The sequence below is a fragment of the Pseudomonas sp. K5002 genome (assembly GCF_013386655.1).
GTDB lineage: Bacteria > Pseudomonadota > Gammaproteobacteria > Pseudomonadales > Pseudomonadaceae > Aquipseudomonas.
The window spans coordinates 1-17,243 of sequence record NZ_JACARK010000112.1; the positions used below are offsets into that span (position 1 = coordinate 1).

At 60.3% G+C, this 17,243-nt stretch carries 15 protein-coding genes; 3 read left to right on the forward strand and 12 right to left on the reverse strand.

From position 1 onward, the window contains the following. The 6 genes from HX846_RS06905 to HX846_RS06930 form a co-directional block, all read right to left on the reverse strand. A partial coding sequence (locus HX846_RS06905) for a cache domain-containing protein (RefSeq protein ID WP_178965176.1) occupies positions 1–1,282 on the reverse strand: 1,282 nt, incomplete at its 3' end. A gap of 67 nt (positions 1,283–1,349) precedes the next feature. After that, entirely contained in the window at positions 1,350–2,084 is a 735-nt protein-coding gene (locus HX846_RS06910; protein WP_003208734.1) for an amino acid ABC transporter ATP-binding protein, read from the reverse strand. Further along, complete coding sequence (locus HX846_RS06915) at positions 2,081–2,752, reverse strand: amino acid ABC transporter permease (RefSeq protein ID WP_003208733.1); 672 nt, start codon at positions 2,750–2,752, stop codon at positions 2,081–2,083. The genes HX846_RS06910 and HX846_RS06915 overlap by 4 nt, the downstream gene beginning before the upstream one ends. Further along, complete coding sequence (locus tag HX846_RS06920; protein WP_003208731.1) at positions 2,752–3,498, reverse strand: amino acid ABC transporter permease; 747 nt, start codon at positions 3,496–3,498, stop codon at positions 2,752–2,754. The genes HX846_RS06915 and HX846_RS06920 overlap by 1 nt, the downstream gene beginning before the upstream one ends. Positions 3,499–3,693: 195 nt before the next feature. Next, a complete protein-coding gene (locus HX846_RS06925; RefSeq protein ID WP_008433481.1) occupies positions 3,694–4,620 on the reverse strand; it encodes a glutamate/aspartate ABC transporter substrate-binding protein in 927 nt (308 codons plus the stop codon). A gap of 336 nt (positions 4,621–4,956) precedes the next feature. Further along, positions 4,957–7,281, reverse strand: a complete 2,325-nt coding sequence (locus tag HX846_RS06930; protein WP_102369838.1) for a TonB-dependent siderophore receptor — start codon at positions 7,279–7,281, stop codon at positions 4,957–4,959. Positions 7,282–7,406: 125 nt separating this feature from the next. Between HX846_RS06930 and HX846_RS06935 the strand changes: the two genes are divergently transcribed. Next, positions 7,407–8,129 carry a tetratricopeptide repeat protein gene (locus tag HX846_RS06935; RefSeq protein ID WP_003208726.1) on the forward strand — a complete coding sequence of 241 codons (723 nt, stop codon included), beginning with the start codon at positions 7,407–7,409 and terminating at the stop codon, positions 8,127–8,129. A gap of 48 nt (positions 8,130–8,177) precedes the next feature. Here the strand turns inward: HX846_RS06935 and glpD are convergent, their stop codons facing one another. The 4 genes from glpD to HX846_RS06955 form a co-directional block, all read right to left on the reverse strand. After that, positions 8,178–9,716, reverse strand: a complete 1,539-nt coding sequence (gene glpD / locus HX846_RS06940) for a glycerol-3-phosphate dehydrogenase (RefSeq protein ID WP_008433488.1) — start codon at positions 9,714–9,716, stop codon at positions 8,178–8,180. Between the two features lie 173 nt (positions 9,717–9,889). Then, positions 9,890–10,645, reverse strand: coding sequence for a DeoR/GlpR family transcriptional regulator (locus HX846_RS06945; RefSeq protein WP_003208723.1), 756 nt, complete (start codon positions 10,643–10,645; stop codon positions 9,890–9,892). A 94-nt stretch (positions 10,646–10,739) separates the two neighbouring features. Continuing rightward, positions 10,740–12,245 carry a glycerol kinase GlpK gene (gene glpK / locus HX846_RS06950; RefSeq protein ID WP_063027424.1) on the reverse strand — a complete coding sequence of 502 codons (1,506 nt, stop codon included), beginning with the start codon at positions 12,243–12,245 and terminating at the stop codon, positions 10,740–10,742. 80 nt (positions 12,246–12,325) lie between these two features. Further along, positions 12,326–13,180: an MIP/aquaporin family protein gene (locus tag HX846_RS06955; protein WP_008433490.1), complete on the reverse strand. Its 855-nt coding sequence runs from the start codon at positions 13,178–13,180 to the stop codon at positions 12,326–12,328. 360 nt (positions 13,181–13,540) lie between these two features. Here HX846_RS06955 and ybaK point away from each other — a divergent pair, with 360 nt between their 5' ends. Further along, complete coding sequence (ybaK, locus tag HX846_RS06960) at positions 13,541–14,011, forward strand: Cys-tRNA(Pro) deacylase (protein ID WP_003208718.1); 471 nt, start codon at positions 13,541–13,543, stop codon at positions 14,009–14,011. Positions 14,012–14,021: 10 nt separating this feature from the next. Here ybaK and HX846_RS06965 read toward each other — a convergent pair whose 3' ends face one another. Both HX846_RS06965 and argF read right to left on the reverse strand, forming a co-directional pair. Continuing rightward, a complete protein-coding gene (locus HX846_RS06965) occupies positions 14,022–15,131 on the reverse strand; it encodes an ABC transporter ATP-binding protein (protein WP_008433494.1) in 1,110 nt (369 codons plus the stop codon). Further along, the gene (gene argF / locus HX846_RS06970; RefSeq protein WP_178965177.1) at positions 15,128–16,048 is read right to left on the reverse strand and encodes an ornithine carbamoyltransferase; all 921 of its coding nucleotides are present in this window, start codon (positions 16,046–16,048) and stop codon (positions 15,128–15,130) included. Before argF ends, HX846_RS06965 begins: the two co-directional genes overlap by 4 nt. A gap of 445 nt (positions 16,049–16,493) precedes the next feature. Here argF and HX846_RS06975 point away from each other — a divergent pair. After that, on the forward strand, positions 16,494–17,243 hold a 750-nt coding region (locus HX846_RS06975), incomplete at its 3' end, for a molybdopterin-dependent oxidoreductase (RefSeq protein ID WP_178965178.1).

The following is a 17,243-nucleotide window of genomic DNA, read 5'->3' on the forward strand; positions in this document are numbered from 1 at the left end:
GGGCGGCCAGTGGCTGGTTCAATTCATGGGCGATGCCGGTGGACATCTGGCCGATGGCCGCGAGTTTGCCGGCCTGCACCAGTTCGTCCTGGGCCCGGCGCAAGGTTTCCTCGGCCTGGCGCCGCTCGCGAATCTGGCTCTTGAGCCGCTCGTTGCTGGCCCGCAGGTCGGTGGTGCGTTCGGCAATCCGTCGCTCCAGCTGGTTATTGGCTTCCTGCAGGGCTTCCCGGGCGGCGAGGCGGGTGGCAATCACCTTGCGGCGCTCGTTCCAGGCAATCAGCAGGAATGCCACCAGCGCAAAGGCTACGGCCACCAGGATGCCCTGGTTGATGGCGGCCCGGCGCAGGTCGTTCAGCGGGGTGAGCAGGGTGAAATTCCAGGGGGTGTCGTTCAGTGGGCGGGTCTGGGCCAGGTAGCTGACCTCATGCTCGTCGGCCACCACTTCGCTGTTGGCCGGGAAGGTCAATTTCTCGGTGCCTTCGTTGAGGCGTTCGCGGGCCAGTGGTTCCAGCTCGTTGAGCGTCGCCCAGTAGTATTGCAGGCTGTGGGCGAGGCGGTCCTTGGTGTCATCGCTCAATGGCCGCACGGACTTGAGGCGACGGGCCGGGTCGCTGGAGAGAATGATGATGCCGTTCTCGTCACTGACGAAGGCCTCCAGGCGCGCCCGCTGCCAGCGCTCTTCCAGCGCTTCCAGGCGTACCTTGACCACGGCGACGCCGATGATCTTGCCGTGCTCTTCCAGGCCATGGGCCAGGTAATAGCCGGGTTCGCCGTTGGTGCTGCCGATGCCGTAGAACCGGCCGGGCTGGCCGCGCACGGCATTCTGGAAATAGGCACGGAAGGACAGGTCTTCACCCTGGTAACTGTCGGCATCGCGCCAGTTACTGGTCGCCAGCACACGGCCGGTGGTGTCCATCACGTAGATCGCCCGGCTGCGACTGCGCCGGTTCAGGCCTTCGAGGTAGTCGTTGACGGTTTTGCGGGTTTCTTGATTCGGGTCGGCCAACAGCCTGGAGACGCTGGATTCCAGCTCCAGGAGACTGGGCAGGTAGGTGTATTTGCTGAGTTCGCTCTCGACGGTGCGGGCGTGCAATTCCAGTTGGCGTTCGCCGGTATCGCTGAGGGTGCGGATCCCATAGAACTCGCTGATCCAGAAGCCGACGTAACCCAGTCCGATCATCAGGGCGATGATCAGCGGCGGCAGGAACAATTGGCGAATCAGACGAGGCTTCACGGCAAGTGATGGCGGCGCGGCGCGAAAGAGGTTGGGGTCGCATTTCATCACAGATGCCTTGGGTCAACCAGTTGTGGTGAGTGGGGTTGCCCGACCCACCACAACAGGGCAGTGCTTAGTGCTGCAGGATTTTCTCGAGGAAGTGCTGCGCACGCTCGGAGCGGGCGCTGATGTCGCCGAAGAATTCCTCTTTCGGGCAGTCTTCGATGATCTTGCCGGCGTCCATGAAGATCACCCGGTCGGCTACCTTGCGGGCGAAACCCATTTCGTGGGTCACGCACATCATGGTCATGCCTTCCTGGGCCAGTTGCACCATCACGTCGAGCACTTCGTTGACCATTTCCGGGTCGAGGGCCGAGGTCGGTTCGTCGAACAGCATGACGATCGGGTCCATCGCCAGCGCACGGGCAATCGCCACACGCTGTTGCTGGCCGCCGGAAAGCTGGCCCGGGTGCTTGTGGGCGTGAGCCGACAGGCCGACGCGCTCCAGCAGTTGCAGGCCCTTCTTGGTGGCTTCTTCCTTGCTGCGGCCCAATACCTTGATCTGCGCGATGGTCAGGTTTTCGGTGATGGTCAGGTGCGGAAACAGCTCGAAGTGCTGGAACACCATGCCAACGCGCGAGCGCAGTTTCGGCAGGTTGGTCTTCGGGTCGGCAATGGAGGTGCCATCGACCACCACGTCGCCTTTCTGGAACGGTTCCAGGGCGTTGACGCACTTGATCAGGGTCGATTTGCCCGAGCCGGACGGCCCGCACACCACGATCACTTCGCCTTTTTTAACCTCGGTGCTGCAATCGGTCAGCACCTGGAAGTCGCCATACCACTTGTTGATATTCTTGATAGAGATCATACGGCAAACCTTTTTTGCAGACGCTTGACCAGCAGCGAGGCGGAAAAGCTGATGATGAAGTAGACGACACCGGCGAAGATCAGGAACTCATTGGAGCGGCCGATGATGTCGCCGTTGGAACGGGCGGAGTTGAGGAAGTCCACCAGGCCCACGGTGTAGACCAGCGAGGTGTCCTGGAACAGGATGATCGATTGTTGCAGCAGCAACGGGGTCATCTTGCGGAACGCCTGGGGCAGGATGATCAGGCGCATGGTCTGGCCGTAGGTCATGCCCATCGCTTGCGCCGCGGCCATCTGGCCCTTGGGGATCGACTGCACGCCGGCCCGCACGATTTCGCAGAAGTACGCCGCCTCGAACATCATGAAGGCCACGACGCAGGAGGTGAACGCACCGATCGGGGTGTCTTCGCCGGTGATCCAGCGCAGCACGAACGGCACCGCCAGGTAGAACCAGGTGATCACCAGCAGCAGCGGGATCGAGCGGAAGTAGTTCACGTAGGCGCCGGCCAGGCGCGACAGCAGTTTGCTGGACGACAGGCGCATCAGCGCGAGGATCGTACCCAGGATGATGCCGCCGACCACGCCCATGACCATCAACTGCAAGGTCATGACCATGCCGTTCCACAGGCCCGGGATGGCGGGGATGATGCCGCTGAAATCGAAGTCCATTATTTACCCCCCACGGAGATCAGGCCGGGCACGGCGACTTTCTTCTCGACCACGCGCATCAGCAGCATCAGGCTCATGTTCAGGGTGAAATAGATCAGCGTGGCCAGGGTGAAGGCCTCGAACAGGTTGGCCGAGAACTCGGCGGTCTGTTTGGTTTGCGCCAGCAGTTCCATCAAGCCGATCAGGGACGCCACGGAGGAGTTCTTGAAGACGTTGAGGAATTCCGAGGTAAGCGGCGGAATGATGATCCGGTAGGCCTGGGGCAGCAGCACGTTCCAGTAGATCTGCGGCAGCTTGAATCCCATGGCGCGTGCGGCGGATTCCTGGCCCCGTGGCAGCGCCTGGATGCCGGTACGCACTTGTTCGCACACCCGGGCAGCGGTGAACAGGCCCAGACACACGACAACGCTCAGGTAGGCCGAGGTGGTCGGGTTGAGGTCTTGTTTATACCAGTCCTGCAGGTTCTGCGGCAGCAGGTCGGGTATCAGGAAATACCAGATGAACAGCTGAACCAGCAGCGGTACGTTGCGAAACAGTTCCACGTAGCAGGTCGCGATGCCCGATACGATGCGGTTTGGCACGGTGCGCATGACGCCCAGAATGGACCCCAGCAGCAAGGCGATAATCCATGCCACGACGGCGATGGCAATGGTCCAGCCCAAGCCGGCGATGTACCAGTCGAGATAAGTCTCGCTGCCCACGCCGGTGGACTTGAAGAACACGCCCCAGTCCCAGTTGTAATTCATTAGGGTCTCCCCTCGAGATCGATCGATGTACAAGCACCCGCTTGGGGAAGATCCTTTCCCGCCCGACGGTGAACGCCAGGCACACGCGATCGGCTCGAAAACCGCCAGGTCGAGTGTTCCAAAATTAAAGCCAGCAGGTAGCAACAGACGCCTGAGGGAGGGTTGGCTCCCTCAGGACATAAGCTTAGTCAGGTATCAGATTTTTACGTCAGGCGCTGGCTTGTCGCTTGGGTTGGCGATCAGATCCTTGACCTTGTCGCTCATCGGGAAGTTGAGGTTCAGGCCTTTTGGTGGAATCGGGCTCTCGAACCACTTGCTGTAGATCTTGTTGATCTCGCCGGACTTGTACAGGCCGACGATCGCATCATCCACGGCCTTCTTGAAGGCTGGGTCGTCTTTGCGAACCATGCAGGCGTAGGCTTCGAAGGACTGTGGAGTACCGGTGATGACCCAGTCGTCCGGTTTCTTGGCCTTGGCTTCTTCACCGGCCAGCAGGGCGTCGTCCATCATGAAGGCAACGGCGCGGCCGCTTTCCAGCATCTGGAAGGATTCGCCGTGGTCCTTGGCGGAGATGACGTTCATGCCCATCTGCTTGTCGGCGTTCATCGCCTTGATGATGCGCTCGGACGTGGTGCCGGCGGTGGTCACGACGTTCTTGCCTTTCAGGTCGGCGAAATCGCTGTAGGACGGCTTGCCTTCCTTGTCTTTCTTGACCAGCAGGCGGGTGCCGATTTCGAAGATATTGACGGTGAAGTCAACCTGCTGGGCGCGCTCGGCGTTGTTGGTGGTGGAGCCGCACTCGATATCCGCGGTGCCGTTCTGGATCAGCGGGATACGGGTTTGCGAGGTGACCAGGTTGTACTTGGTCTTCAGGTCGGGTTTGTTCAGGTCTTTTTTCAGGGCTTCAACGATAGCCAGCTGAATGTCGTGGGAGTAGCCCACGGGTTTGCCCGAACCATCCGCGATATAGGAAAACGGAATGGAGCTGTCGCGGTGAGCGAGAGTGATCGTGCCGGAGTCGTTGATTTTCTTCAGTGTGCCGGTGAGTTCGGCGGCGAAAACTGGAGTGCTGATCAGAGCAGCAGCGATAGCTGCGCCCAGGATATGGGGAACGATGCGCATCAATACTTCCTCGACATTTGTTTTTTTTATGAGACCGGTTGGGACGGCCACGTTTTTATATAAACAGTACTGCGAAAGCCTGTGACGGCTCCTGAGGCGCCTCAGGCAATCGCCTACGAGTGTAGAGCATGAGTCGTGCCAGACCAGAAATAAAAGGTTAACCATATGATTTATATAGAGATTAACTTTGTGTTACGGGTTTTTTCTCCTGTTTTGGTCCGGCAAACCGAATAGGTTGAGCTATGGCGTTCGGAAAACCGAATGGCGGCGTGGGCCTGTATCGCCCATGAAAAAGCCCCGAGAGTGTGGCTCCCGGGGCTTTTGGGTGTGGCTCTGTCAGAACGTGTAGTCGGCCGACACCACTGCCGCGCGGCCATCGCCGGGCACTGCCCAACCGTTGTTGCGGATACGGGTGAGGTACTCCTTGTCGAACAGGTTGTTGATGTTCAGCTGCAGGTTCAACTGTTTGTTGACCTTGTAACCGAGCATCGCACGCTGCACCGCATAGCCGGGGGAAGTCGGCGAGTTGGCGGCGCTGACCAGGTACTGCTTGGTTTGCGCCGTGATGCCGTAGCCCACCTGGAAGTCGTAGGGCAGGTCGTACACCGTCCAGATGCTGGCTGCATGTTTGGGGGTGAAGGTCAGCGGCTCGCCTTTCTGCACGTCGATGCCGGTGGTCGCCAGGGTGTAATCGCTGGCGCTGCGCAGCACACGAGTGTTCAGGTAGGTGTAGTTGGCGAAGACTTTCCAGTGGTCAGTAAGTTGGCCGCTCAGGCCCAGCGCCACACCGTCTGCACGTGCCTTGCCGTCGAGGGTCTGGGTGCCGCTCAGGTTGCTCGGGTCATTGTCGGCGACTTTATAGTTGGTGCGGTCATTGCGGAAGATCGCGCCCGTCAGCGACAGGGCATTGTCGAGCAGGTCCCATTTGGTGCCGATCTCATAGCTGACGGCGGTTTCCGGGGAAACATCGCAGTTGTTGGTGGCGATGCTTGAGCTTTTGGCCGGGGTGTAGCAACCCCCATTGACGCTGGCCTGGGACGGCGTCTTGCTGTTGCCGTAGGCGATATAGAAGCTGCCGTTTTCCACCGGTTTGTAGACCAGCGCCAGGCGGTAGGAGGTCAGGTCATCCGCCTGGCCGTAGCGAGTGCCGGGCGTTTCCACGCCAGTGCTGGAATAGGCATTGGTCACCGAGCTGCCGGCGTTGTGCTCGTAACGCAGGCCGCCGTTGATTTCCCACTGTGGGTTGAGCTTGAGCGTGTCGAAGGCATAGGCGGCGCGGTTGTTCAGCGCGCCGTCAATGTGGGCGGCCCGGGTGAAGTTGACGGGGCCGGACCATTCGGAGTTCGGGTCGCTGTAGCTGACCGGTGGTGGGACGATGGTGCTGCCGTTGGCGTTGGTCAGCCATTTACCGGTATCCGCCTCGTATTCCTCGCGGCTGATGGCGATGCCGGTCACCAGCGTGTGGTCGATGAACCCGGTGCTGAAGTGGCTGGTGACGTCGGTCTGGTTGGTGAACATCTTGTTCTGGGTGTTGCGCTCGTTACCCAGTGAGCCGCCGCTTGGCTGGAAGTAGCCTGGCTGCAGGCCTGCGGCGCAAGGGGCGCCGGTGATCTGGGTGCCGCTGGCCAGACAGCCGGTCAATGCACCTTCGGGGCCTGAGGCGCGCAGGTCCTGGCGCACCCGCTCGACGCGGGTGAAGTTGCGCACGGACACGGCGTCGTTGAAGTCGTGTTCGAGCTTCAGGCTGAACGAGTCCGAGGTGATTTGCTGGTCATTGATGTTGTGGTAGCCGTAGTAGTCACTCCAACCCACGCCCGGCATGGGCTTGCCGTTGTAGATGGGGATACCGTATTGCGGTGTGTTGTCGTCTTTCTGGTGCTCATAACTGACGGTGACACGTGTCGGCGTGCCCAGGCCAAACGCGATGGAGGGCGCGATGCCCCAGCGTTCGTAATCTTCATAATCGCGGCCAGGCACGTCGTTACCATGGGCCATCAGGTTCAGGCGGAACGCGGTGGTGTCGTTCAGCGTCTGGTTGGTGTCCAGGGTGGTGCGCTTGTAGTTATCGGTGCCGATGCCCGCACTGATGGTGGTTTTGTCGCGTAATTCCGGCTGTTTGCTCACCAGGTTGATGGTGCCACCGACCGCGCCGGAGCCGGAATACACCGAACTTGCGCCGCTGACGACTTCGACCTGCTCCAGGTTGAACGGGTCGGTTCGGCTGTACTGCGCGCTGTCACGCACGCCGTCTACGTAGATGTCGCCGCTGGCGGAGAAGCCGCGCAGGTTGATGCTGTCGCCATACCCGCTGCCGCCTTCGCCGGCCCCGAAGGTGATCCCCGGCACGGTGCTGAGCACGTCGCGCAGGGTCAGCAGGTTCTGGTCATGAATGACTTCCTTGGGCACCACCGTGATGGTCTGCGGCGTGTCGCGCAGGGCCTCGGTGTACTTGGGGGAAGAAGGCGCCACAGGGTTGTAGACGCTCTGGCTCGGGGCCTGGCCTTCGATGCTGGTCGCGCCGAGTTGGATGACCCCTGTGTTGTCTTCTGGTGCGGGCTCCGCCGCGTAACTGAATCCTCCTTGCGCAGCCACTGCCAGGCCCACTGCCGACGCGAGCAAATGCCGCGATGAGAGGGGGGCAGAACTGATGCCGGTAGCCATTGAGTAATCTCTTGTTAGTGTTAGTGAGATGCGATCGTAATTGATAAGCGATCTCAAATGTAATACTTTGTAACCAAATAAATCATGAAACTTTTTGCGGTCCTTGATCGCTACTCGGGGCAGGAATGCAGAGCGCACAGCCAGGCAGCGAGCCCTCGGATATCGGTGATAACCCGCGTGCCTATGTGCGCTGGGTGATGCATGCGGCACAGCTGGGAGATGCCGACGCACAGGCGACCCTGGCCCAGCTGCTGCTCGACGGTCGTGGCGTGCAGAAGGATGAGGCGCTGGGGTTGAGCTGGTTTCGCATCGCTGCGCGGCAGCGTCACCCCATGGCGATCAACATGATCGGGCGCTGCCTGGAGAATGGCTGGGGCTGCGAGGTCGACTTGGAAGACAGTGCGCGGCATTACCGCAAGGCCGCCGATCTGGGGCTGGATTGGGGTTTGTATAACTACGGCCAGTTGCTGACGCGTGGCCGTGGTGTGGAGCGTGACCTTGTCGCGGCATATGAACTGTTCCGCCAGGCTGCGGCCAAGGGGCACGCCAAGTCGATGAACCTGTTGGGGCGGTTCCACCATGAAGGCGTGGTGGTGCCCAAGGATGTTCAACTGGCGCGCCAGTGGTATCAGCGCTCAGCCGAGGCCGGGGATTTCCGCGGGCAATACAACCATGCTGCGGAGCTGGCTCACGACGGCGACGAAGTGCAGGCCTGCCTATGGTTGGAGCGGGCTCTCGCGACGGCCACGCCAGGCTTTTTGCAGGCGGCTTATCCCGTGTTGCTGGGCTCTGCCTTCAGCGGGATTCGTGAAATGGGCCTGCGCTATCAGCGTCATCTGCAGGCATGAAAAAGCCCCTGGACCTTTCGGTGCAGGGGCTTTTTTACGTCGGGCTGATCAGGCCGCTTCGATCTTGCCGCGGTTGTGCTCAACCTTGGACAGGTAACGCTGCACGTTCTCCTGCTCCTGCGGCGTGGTGAACAGGCCCAGCTTGCTGCGGCGCCACAGGATGTCCTGGGGCTGAGTGGCCCATTCTTCAGCGCACAGGTAATCGACTTCGCGGGTGTACAGGCCGCCACCGAGGTGGTCACCCATGTCCGCCAGCGATTGCACGCCTTCCAGCAGGCGCCAGGTGCGGCTGCCGTAAGTGGTGGACCAGCGACGGGCAATCTCGCTCGGCACCCAGTCGTATTTGCTACGGATTGCATCGGCCAGGGCTTCTGGCGTGCTCATGTTTTCGCCGCCGGGCAGGGTGGCTGTAGCCGTCCAGCTTGGGCGCATCTGCGTGAAGTAAGGCGCCAGTTGTGCCATCGCCGATTCGGCCAGCTTGCGGTAGGTGGTCAGCTTGCCGCCGAACACCGACAGCAACGGCGCCTCGCCCGAGGTGCCGGACAGCGCCAGGGTGTAGTCGCGGGTCACGGCCGACGGGTTGTCGGACTCGTCGTTGCACAGCGGGCGCACGCCGGAATAGGTGTGCACGATGTCATCGCGGCTCAGTTGTTTCTTGAAGTGCGCGTTGACCACGTTGAGCATGTAGTCGGTTTCACCTTCGGTAATCGCCACTTTCGCCGGGTCGCCGGTGTATTCGCGGTCGGTGGTGCCGATGATGGTCAGGTGGTTCAGGTACGGAATGGTGAAGACGATACGCTGGTCTTCGTTCTGCAGGATGTGCGCGTGGGCGCCTTCATACAGCTTCGGTACGATCAGGTGGCTGCCCTGGATCAGACGGATGCCGTAGGGCGAATCCAGCTTCAAGTCATCCTTGATGAACTTGGCCACCCACGGGCCGGCGGCGTTCACCAGCGCTCGGGCGCGGATCGAGAACAGGCTGCCGTCGGCACGTTCCATGTTCATTTCCCACAGGCCTTTGCTGCGGTGTGCGCTGACGCAACGGGTCTGGGTGTGGATGTGCGCACCCTTTTCCCGCGCAGCCATGGCGTTGAGTACTACAAGGCGGGCGTCGTCGACCCAACAATCGGAGTATTCGAAGCCTTTGGTGATTTCGCTTTTCAGCGGGCTGTCGGGGCCGAACTTGAGACTCTTGGAGCCTTCGAGTTTTTCCCGCTTGCCCAGATGGTCATACAGGAACAGGCCGGCGCGAATCATCCATGCCGGACGCAGGTGCGGGCGGTGGGGCAATACAAAGCGCATCTGCTTGACGATGTGCGGGGCCTTGGCCAACAGCACCTCACGTTCAGCCAGGGCTTCGCGCACCAGGCGGAATTCGTAATGCTCCAGGTAACGCAGGCCACCGTGGATCAGCTTGCTGCTCGCGGAGGAAGTGTGGCTGGCCAGGTCGTCCTTTTCGCAAAGGAATACCGACAAACCGCGACCGGCTGCGTCTGCTGCAATCCCGACGCCATTGATCCCGCCACCGATAACGGCGACGTCATAGACTTCGGCAAGCGGTGGGGCAGGCAAGGTAGAAGGGTTCATCGGCTGGCCTCGCAATCTTTTTCGTATTGGAATTCGAACATAAATGTTCATTTGCGAAAATGGTAGCTTATAAACGCAGGTACAGCCAGCCCGCTTCGATTGAAAATACTGATCGAAGGGCGAACAAAGGAAAATTTGTGAACATCAGGGGGCAGGACACCCCCTGTATAGGCTTACACCACTTCCAGTCGAATCTTGTGCTGATTCAACAGTTGCACCAGTGCCGGGACCGGCTGCTGATCGGTGACTAAACAATCAATCAAACTGATGGGTCCCAGGCGAATCATGGCGTTGCGCCCGAATTTGCTGGAGTCCGCCGCCAGGATCACCTTGCGCGCATTGGCAATGATCGCCTGGGAAACCCGTACTTCCTGATAATCGAAGTCCAGAAGGCTGCCGTCTTCATCGATACCGCTGATGCCCACCAAGGCGAAATCGACCTTGAACTGGTTGATGAAATCAACGCTGGCCTGGCCTACCACACCGCCATCCCGGCGCACGTTGCCGCCGGTCAGGAGTACGTCGAAGTCGTCTTTGGCACTCAGCATCATGGCGACGTTGAGGTTATTGGTGATGATTTTCAGGTGGCTGTGGTTAAGCAGCGCACGCGCGATCGATTCGGTGGTGGTACCGATGTTGATAAACAGCGAGGCGTGATCGGGGATTTGCGCGGCGATGGCTTCGCCGATGCGCTGTTTTTCGTCGCGCATCTGGTCGGCACGCATGGCGTACGCGGTGTTTTCAACGCTGGAATCATAGGCTGCGCCGCCATGGTAGCGGCGCAACAGATTGGCTTCCGCCAGTTGATTGATATCGCGGCGGATGGTTTGCGGGGTGACAACGAAGAGCTGCGCCATTTCCTCGATACTCACATAGCCGCGTTCGCGAACCAGTTCGAGGATTTGTTGCTGGCGGGGAGGCAGATTCATGGTGCGTCCTTTGGGCTGCCGTAAAAAGTGGCCCATGATGACGCAGGAATCTGCTCCCTGCCAGTTACAACCCTATGCGCGTCCGGCGCTTGGCTTATTCAGCGCCTTCGTGGGGTTCCCAGTCGCGGGTGCGGCTGACTGCTTTCTGCCAGCCGGCGTAGAGTTTTTCCTTCGCCGCTTCTTCCAGCTGCGGTTCGAATTGACGCTCGATTACCGCCTTGCCACGCAGTTCGTCCAGGCTGCCCCAGAAACCGCACGCCAGGCCGGCCAGGTAGGCGGCGCCCAACGCGGTGGTTTCGCGCATTTGTGGGCGTTCAACCTGGGTACCGAGGATGTCGGCCTGGAACTGCATCAGGAAGTTGTTGGCGACCGCGCCACCGTCTACCCGCAGGGATTTGAGGCGTTCGCCGGAATCCTGCTGCATGGCATCGAGTACGTCGCGGGTCTGGTAGGCAATCGACTCCAGGGCTGCACGAATGATGTGATCCACGCGTACGCCACGGGTCAGTCCGAACAGCGCACCACGGGCATACGGGTCCCAGTACGGAGCGCCCAGGCCGGTGAAGGCTGGCACCAGGTACACGCCGTTGCTGTCTTTGACCTTGCCGGCGAAGTATTCGGTGTCGGTGGCATCGGCGATGATCTTCAGCTCGTCACGCAGCCATTGCACGGTGGAACCGCCGTTGAACACGGCGCCTTCCAGGGCGTAGGCCACTTCGCCACGCGGGCCGCAGGCGATGGTGGTGAGCATGCCGTGCTTGGATTTCACCGCCTTGTCGCCGGTGTTCATCAGCAGGAAGCAGCCGGTGCCGTAGGTGTTTTTCGCCTGGCCCGGTTCTACGCACATTTGGCCAAACAGCGCCGCCTGCTGGTCACCGGCGATACCGCCGATGGCGATACCGCTTTTGGTGCGACCGTAGATTTCCGAGGAAGACTTCACTTCCGGCAGCATTTCGCGCGGCACGTCGAGAATCTCCAGCATCTTCGAATCCCATTCCAGCGTGTGGATGTTGAAGAGCATGGTGCGCGAGGCGTTGGTGTAGTCGGTGACGTGGGTCTTGCCGCCGGTAAATTTCCAGATCAGCCAGCTGTCGATGGTGCCGAACAGCAGCTCGCCGTTACGCGCACGTTCGCGACTGCCTTCGACGTTGTCGAGGATCCACTTGAGCTTGGTGCCGGAGAAGTACGGGTCGGTGACCAGGCCGGTGGTGTCGTTGATGTATTGCTCGTGACCGTCGCGCTTGAGCTGCTGGCAGATCTCGGTGCTGCGGCGGCATTGCCAGACGATCGCGTTGTAGATCGGGCGGCCGGTGATTTTGTCCCATACCACGGTGGTTTCACGCTGGTTGGTGATACCGATTGCCGCGACCTGGTCATGGTGCAGGCCGGCTTGTGCCAGGGCCTCGACCATCACCGCGCTCTGGGTGGCGAAAATCTCCATCGGGTCATGTTCGACCCAGCCGGCTTGCGGGTAATGCTGGGTGAATTCACGCTGGGCGGTGCAGACCACGTTGGCGTCACGATCGAAGATGATCGCCCGGGAACTGGTGGTGCCCTGATCGAGGGCAATGATGTAGTTCTTATTCTGAATGTCGGTCATGTCGATTGCCTTGGACGGAGAATAGGGAAGTCAGTAAACAGCCTGGGCCGCAAAAGGGCAGTACGGTCCAGGCTATCGCATCAGGAAGTACGGGTTTTGGCGGTGGCAGCCGCTTCGGTTGCATCAGTTGTAGCAGGTGCGGCGCTGGGCAGGTGACGGGCAATCAGCCCGCGATAGGCGGCAGCACCGAGGCAGGCGCCGACAATCGGCGCAAAGATCGGAATCAGGAAGTAAGGAATGTCGCGCCCGCCAGTGAAAGCCATTTCACCCCAACCGGCGAAAAAGGTCATCAGCTTGGGGCCGAAGTCACGGGCCGGGTTCATCGCAAAGCCGGTCAGCGGGCCCATGGCACTGCCGATCACGGCAATCAGCAAACCAATCAGCAGCGGCGCCAACGGGCCGCGGGGCAGGCCGTTGTTGTCATCGGTCAGGGCCATGATCACACCCATCAGGATCGCGGTGATGACCATTTCCACCAGGAACGCCTGGGCCGTGCCCAGCAGCGGATGCGGGTAGGTGGAGAACACCGACGCCAGTTCCAGGCTGGCCTGGGTGCCGCGAATCATGTGGTGGGTTTGTTCGTAATCGAAAAACAGGTTGCTGTAGAGCGTGTAAACCAACGCGGCCGAACAGAAGGCCCCGGCGACCTGGGCGATGATGTAGAACGGCAGTTTGCGCTTGTCGAAATCGGCAAAGATGCAAAGGGCGATACTGACCGCCGGATTCAGGTGAGCCCCGGAAATACCGGCGCTCAGGTAGATCGCCATGCTGACGCCGATCCCCCAGATGATACTGATTTCCCACAACCCAAAGCTGGCACCCGCGACCTTGAGCGCAGCAACACATCCGGTACCGAAGAAGATCAGCAACGCAGTGCCCAGGAATTCGGCCATGCATTGACTTGAAAGTGAAGGCTGTTGAAGAGCAGTTGTCATGGAAAACCTCTGTTTTTGTTGTTGTCTGGCGTTTTGCCGCAACGGGCAATCGGCGATTTTCACCGTGGCGAGGATCCCCATCCTGTTCGCGGCTTACTGCTGTGAATCCGTAGGTGCATTCCTACAGTATTCGTAAACGAAAAAATATAGACAAGAATGACGGCTGTCAAAGGTCGAAAGTGAACGATCGGTCATTTTGTAATTATTGGTGTGATGAATGATCGTGCCGTGGGCCCGGGAAGCGGCAGGGAAGGTGCGCGTGAGCGCGTGGCAGAGGGCTTCGGACTAGAGCCTTTTGCTTGTTGTTGGCCTAGAATTGGCTGTCTGTTTTTTCACCTTTTTGCCAAGCCTGGAGCCCACATGACGCCCGCATTGGACCTGTTGAAAAAAGTTCGCGCCGAACATCGAATTCACAGTTACGAACATGACCCCAAGGCAGCGTCCTATGGTCTGGAGGCCGCGGAAAAATTGGGCCTGGACCCGGCGCAGGTGTTCAAGACCCTGCTGGCCAGCAGTGAAAAAGCCGAGCTGCTGGTGGCGGTTGTGCCGGTCGTCGGAAGTTTGGATTTAAAGGCGTTGGCGCAGGCGGCGGGGGTAAAAAAGGTCGAGATGGCAGACCCGGCAGCGGCGCAACGGGCCACCGGTTACTTGTTGGGCGGCATCAGCCCGCTGGGGCAGAAGAAACGCCTGCGCACCTTCATCGATGTGACGGCGCAGTCGTTTCCGACAATTTTTATCAGTGCGGGGAGAAGGGGGCTTGAGGTGGAGTTGGCAGCGACAGTGCTGGCCGAACACACCCAGGCCAAGTTCGCGGAAATTGGCCGGGCGTGATGCGTTGACGTCAGGAGGCGGTGCTGTAGCGTCGAACGCCTGACTCAACCTGAGGGATTTGTGCTGCGGTGCTGCCTGAGGCCTGGAACAACACCAGGTGCTCGGCTGCCACGCGAATGCCCACGTCGGCACCGACCAAGTGATCGGCGTGGCTGGGGAAGATCGACTCCAGCTGAGCGCCTGTCGGCAGCTGCAAGCGATACAGGGTCGACGCGCCGAGGAACGTCTTGCCGACAATCCGCGCCTTCAAGGCGCTGTCCGGTGCATAAACGATGTCGTCCGGGCGCAGCAACACATCCACCGCGCCGCCGGTTGGCCAAGTGTAGGCACGATTGCCGCGCAACTCCCCCAGTTCGGTGGTAACCGATTCCGGCGTGTTCAACTGCCCGCGAATGAAGTAACCCTGGCCAATGAAGCTGGCGACAAAGGGTGTCAGCGGTTCGTGATAGAGGTTGTAGGGCGTATCCCACTGCTCCAGGCGACCCTCCTTGAACACGCCGACATGGTCACTCACTGCGAAGGCTTCTTCCTGGTCGTGGGTCACCAGAATCGCACTGGTGCCCCGCGCCTTGAGGATATCGCGTACTTCGTGGCTGAGTTTGCGCCGCAGTTCGCCGTCGAGGTTGGAGAAGGGTTCGTCCAGCAGCAACAATTGCGGTTCCGGCGCCAGGGCGCGAGCCAGGGCGACGCGTTGCTGCTGGCCGCCCGAGAGTTCGTGGGGGAAGCGCTTGCCGAGGTTTTTCAGGTTCACCAGTTCCAGCAATTCAGCGACCACACGCTCTTTTTGCGGGTGCTTGCGAATGCCGAAGGCGATGTTGTCGGCCACGCTGAGGTGTGGAAACAGCGCGTAGTCCTGGAACACCATGCCGATCCGACGTTTCTCCGGAGCCAGTGTGAAACCGGCGCTGGAAATGACTTCGCCTGCCAGGCTGATCTCGCCTTCATGCACCGGCTCAAACCCGGCAATCGCTCGCAGAGTGGTGGTCTTGCCGCAGCCCGAGGAGCCCAGCAGGCAACCGATGTCGCCGGCGTTGAGGTGCAGATTGAGGTTCTGCACCACCCGTTGGTCTTGATAGCCGCATGCCAGATTGCGCAGGTTCAGCAGTAGTGGCTGGCTCATGTAGGACGGTACGCCGGCGCAACCAGAAACTCGAGCAGGGCTTTTTGTGCGTGCAGGCGGTTTTCCGCCTGGGCCCAGGCTACTGAACGTTGATCGTCCAGCAGGTCGAGACTGATTTCTTCGCCACGGTGGGCGGGCAGGCAGTGCATGAACAGCACGTCCGGCGCGGCCAGGTCGAGCAGGGCGCGGGTGACCTGGAACGGGGCGAAGAGCTTGAGGCGCTTGGCGGTTTCCTCTTCCTGGCCCATGGAGGTCCACACGTCGGTGCTCACCAGGTGTGCGCCGATGACCGCCTCACGCGGGTCGCGGACGATGGTCACGCGGTCGCCGGCCTGGGCCAGGAAACGTGCATCCGGCTCGTAGCCTTCAGGGCAGGCAACGCGCAATTTGAAGTCGAACTGAATCGCCGCTTCTATATAGCTGTTGCACATGTTGTTGCCGTCGCCGATCCAGGCCACGGTCTTGCCCTGGATCGAGCCGCGCTGTTCGAGGAAGGTTTGCATGTCGGCCAGCAACTGGCAGGGGTGCAGGTCATCGGACAGGCCGTTGATCACGGGCACTCGGGAGTTGGCGGCAAATTCGGTCAGGGTGCTGTGGGCGAAGGTACGGATCATCACCGCATCCAGCATGCTCGACATCACGATCGCGCAATCGCTGATCGGCTCGCCACGGCCCAGTTGGGTATCGCGAGGTGACAGGAAGATAGCCTGGCCGCCGAGCTGAATCATGCCGGCTTCGAAAGACACGCGGGTACGGGTGGACGACTTCTCGAAAATCATCCCGAGCACGCGGTTTTTCAAAGGCTCGAACAGTACGCCGCGGTTACGCAGGTCTTTAAGCTCAATGCCTCGACGGAGCACGCTGACCAGCTCTTCGGGCGTGCAATCCATCAGGGAGAGAAAGTGCCTTGCGCTCATCATTAACTACCTTTTTGCAACAGACCGCAGATACTCAAAGCCTGGTTTATTTTGAAAACGGGCGAGACCTGCGGCGAAAGCCGCACGGGGCGACGAAATAGGGGAAGGCGCGATCTTATAATTAAATGTCGCGTCTTACCAATAGGGCTACAGTTTTTAGGGGAGTTCAAGGACGCGGGGAGGGCGCTTTTGAAGCCTGTTTCCTGACAGCAGCGGGTCATTTGTACACTGGCGCTGCGCCACATTGCAATGCGTGAGGGCGGGCTGAGGCCGGGCTGCGTCGGTTTCAGCGGGCTGCCGAAGGCTTCTGAAACATTTCCTGATGTTTCCTCATGGCCTGGCCTGATGCCCCTGGATTCACACGACGAACGTTGCTGGCGCTGCTGCCCCGGGCGGGCCATAGTTTTCGTCCGAAGCGCCTAGCCCACAATAAAAGATACTGGCCATGACCAAGACTCTCCACCACCGTGCCTGCCATCTGTGCGAAGCCATCTGCGGCCTCACACTGGAGACCACCCAGGGCGAAGACGCAAGCCTGGCGATCACCTCGATCAAGGGCGACCCCCTGGATACGTTCAGCCGTGGCCATATCTGCCCCAAGGCCGTGGCCCTGCAAGACATCCAGAATGACCCGGACCGCCTGCACCAGCCCATGTTGCGAGTGGGCAGCGAATGGCAGCCGATCCCGTGGGAAGACGCCTTTGTACTTGTAGCCGAGCGCCTGGCCGCGATTCAGACGCGTCACGGGCAGAATGCTGTGGCGGTGTACCAGGGCAATCCGAGCGTGCACAACTATGGCCTGATGACCCACAGCAACTACTTCCTTGGCCAGCTGAAGACCCGCAATCGTTTTTCCGCCACCTCGGTGGACCAGTTACCCCACCACCTCACCAGCCACCTGATGTACGGCCACGGCCTGTTGCTGCCGATCCCGGACATCGACCATACCGATTTCATGCTGATCCTCGGCGGCAACCCGTTGGCGTCCAACGGCAGCATCATGACCGTGCCGGATGTGGAGAAACGCCTGAAGGCCATCCAGGCTCGCGGCGGCAAAGTCGTGGTGGTTGATCCGCGCCGCAGCGAGACGGCGGCGATGGCCGACCAGCATCTGTTCGTGCGCCCGGGCGGTGATGCGGCGTTGTTGTTCGGATTGCTCAATACACTGTTTGCCGAGAACCTGACCCGTGACAGT

What these genes read in the sequence shown, in the direction of transcription:
- ybaK (WP_003208718.1), top strand. Translation starts at nt 13,541, where the DNA reads ATGACGCCCGCATTGGACCTGTTGAAAAAAGTTCGCGCCGAACATCGA.
- glpD (WP_008433488.1), bottom strand. Translation starts at nt 9,716, where the DNA reads ATGAACCCTTCTACCTTGCCTGCCCCACCGCTTGCCGAAGTCTATGAC.
- HX846_RS06920 (WP_003208731.1), bottom strand. Translation starts at nt 3,498, where the DNA reads ATGAATTACAACTGGGACTGGGGCGTGTTCTTCAAGTCCACCGGCGTG.
- argF (WP_178965177.1), bottom strand. Translation starts at nt 16,048, where the DNA reads ATGAGCGCAAGGCACTTTCTCTCCCTGATGGATTGCACGCCCGAAGAG.
- HX846_RS06930 (WP_102369838.1), bottom strand. Translation starts at nt 7,281, where the DNA reads ATGGCTACCGGCATCAGTTCTGCCCCCCTCTCATCGCGGCATTTGCTC.
- HX846_RS06945 (WP_003208723.1), bottom strand. Translation starts at nt 10,645, where the DNA reads ATGAATCTGCCTCCCCGCCAGCAACAAATCCTCGAACTGGTTCGCGAA.
- glpK (WP_063027424.1), bottom strand. Translation starts at nt 12,245, where the DNA reads ATGACCGACATTCAGAATAAGAACTACATCATTGCCCTCGATCAGGGC.
- HX846_RS06965 (WP_008433494.1), bottom strand. Translation starts at nt 15,131, where the DNA reads ATGAGCCAGCCACTACTGCTGAACCTGCGCAATCTGGCATGCGGCTAT.
- HX846_RS06915 (WP_003208733.1), bottom strand. Translation starts at nt 2,752, where the DNA reads ATGGACTTCGATTTCAGCGGCATCATCCCCGCCATCCCGGGCCTGTGG.
- HX846_RS06955 (WP_008433490.1), bottom strand. Translation starts at nt 13,180, where the DNA reads ATGACAACTGCTCTTCAACAGCCTTCACTTTCAAGTCAATGCATGGCC.
- HX846_RS06935 (WP_003208726.1), top strand. Translation starts at nt 7,407, where the DNA reads ATGCAGAGCGCACAGCCAGGCAGCGAGCCCTCGGATATCGGTGATAAC.
- HX846_RS06925 (WP_008433481.1), bottom strand. Translation starts at nt 4,620, where the DNA reads ATGCGCATCGTTCCCCATATCCTGGGCGCAGCTATCGCTGCTGCTCTG.
- HX846_RS06910 (WP_003208734.1), bottom strand. Translation starts at nt 2,084, where the DNA reads ATGATCTCTATCAAGAATATCAACAAGTGGTATGGCGACTTCCAGGTG.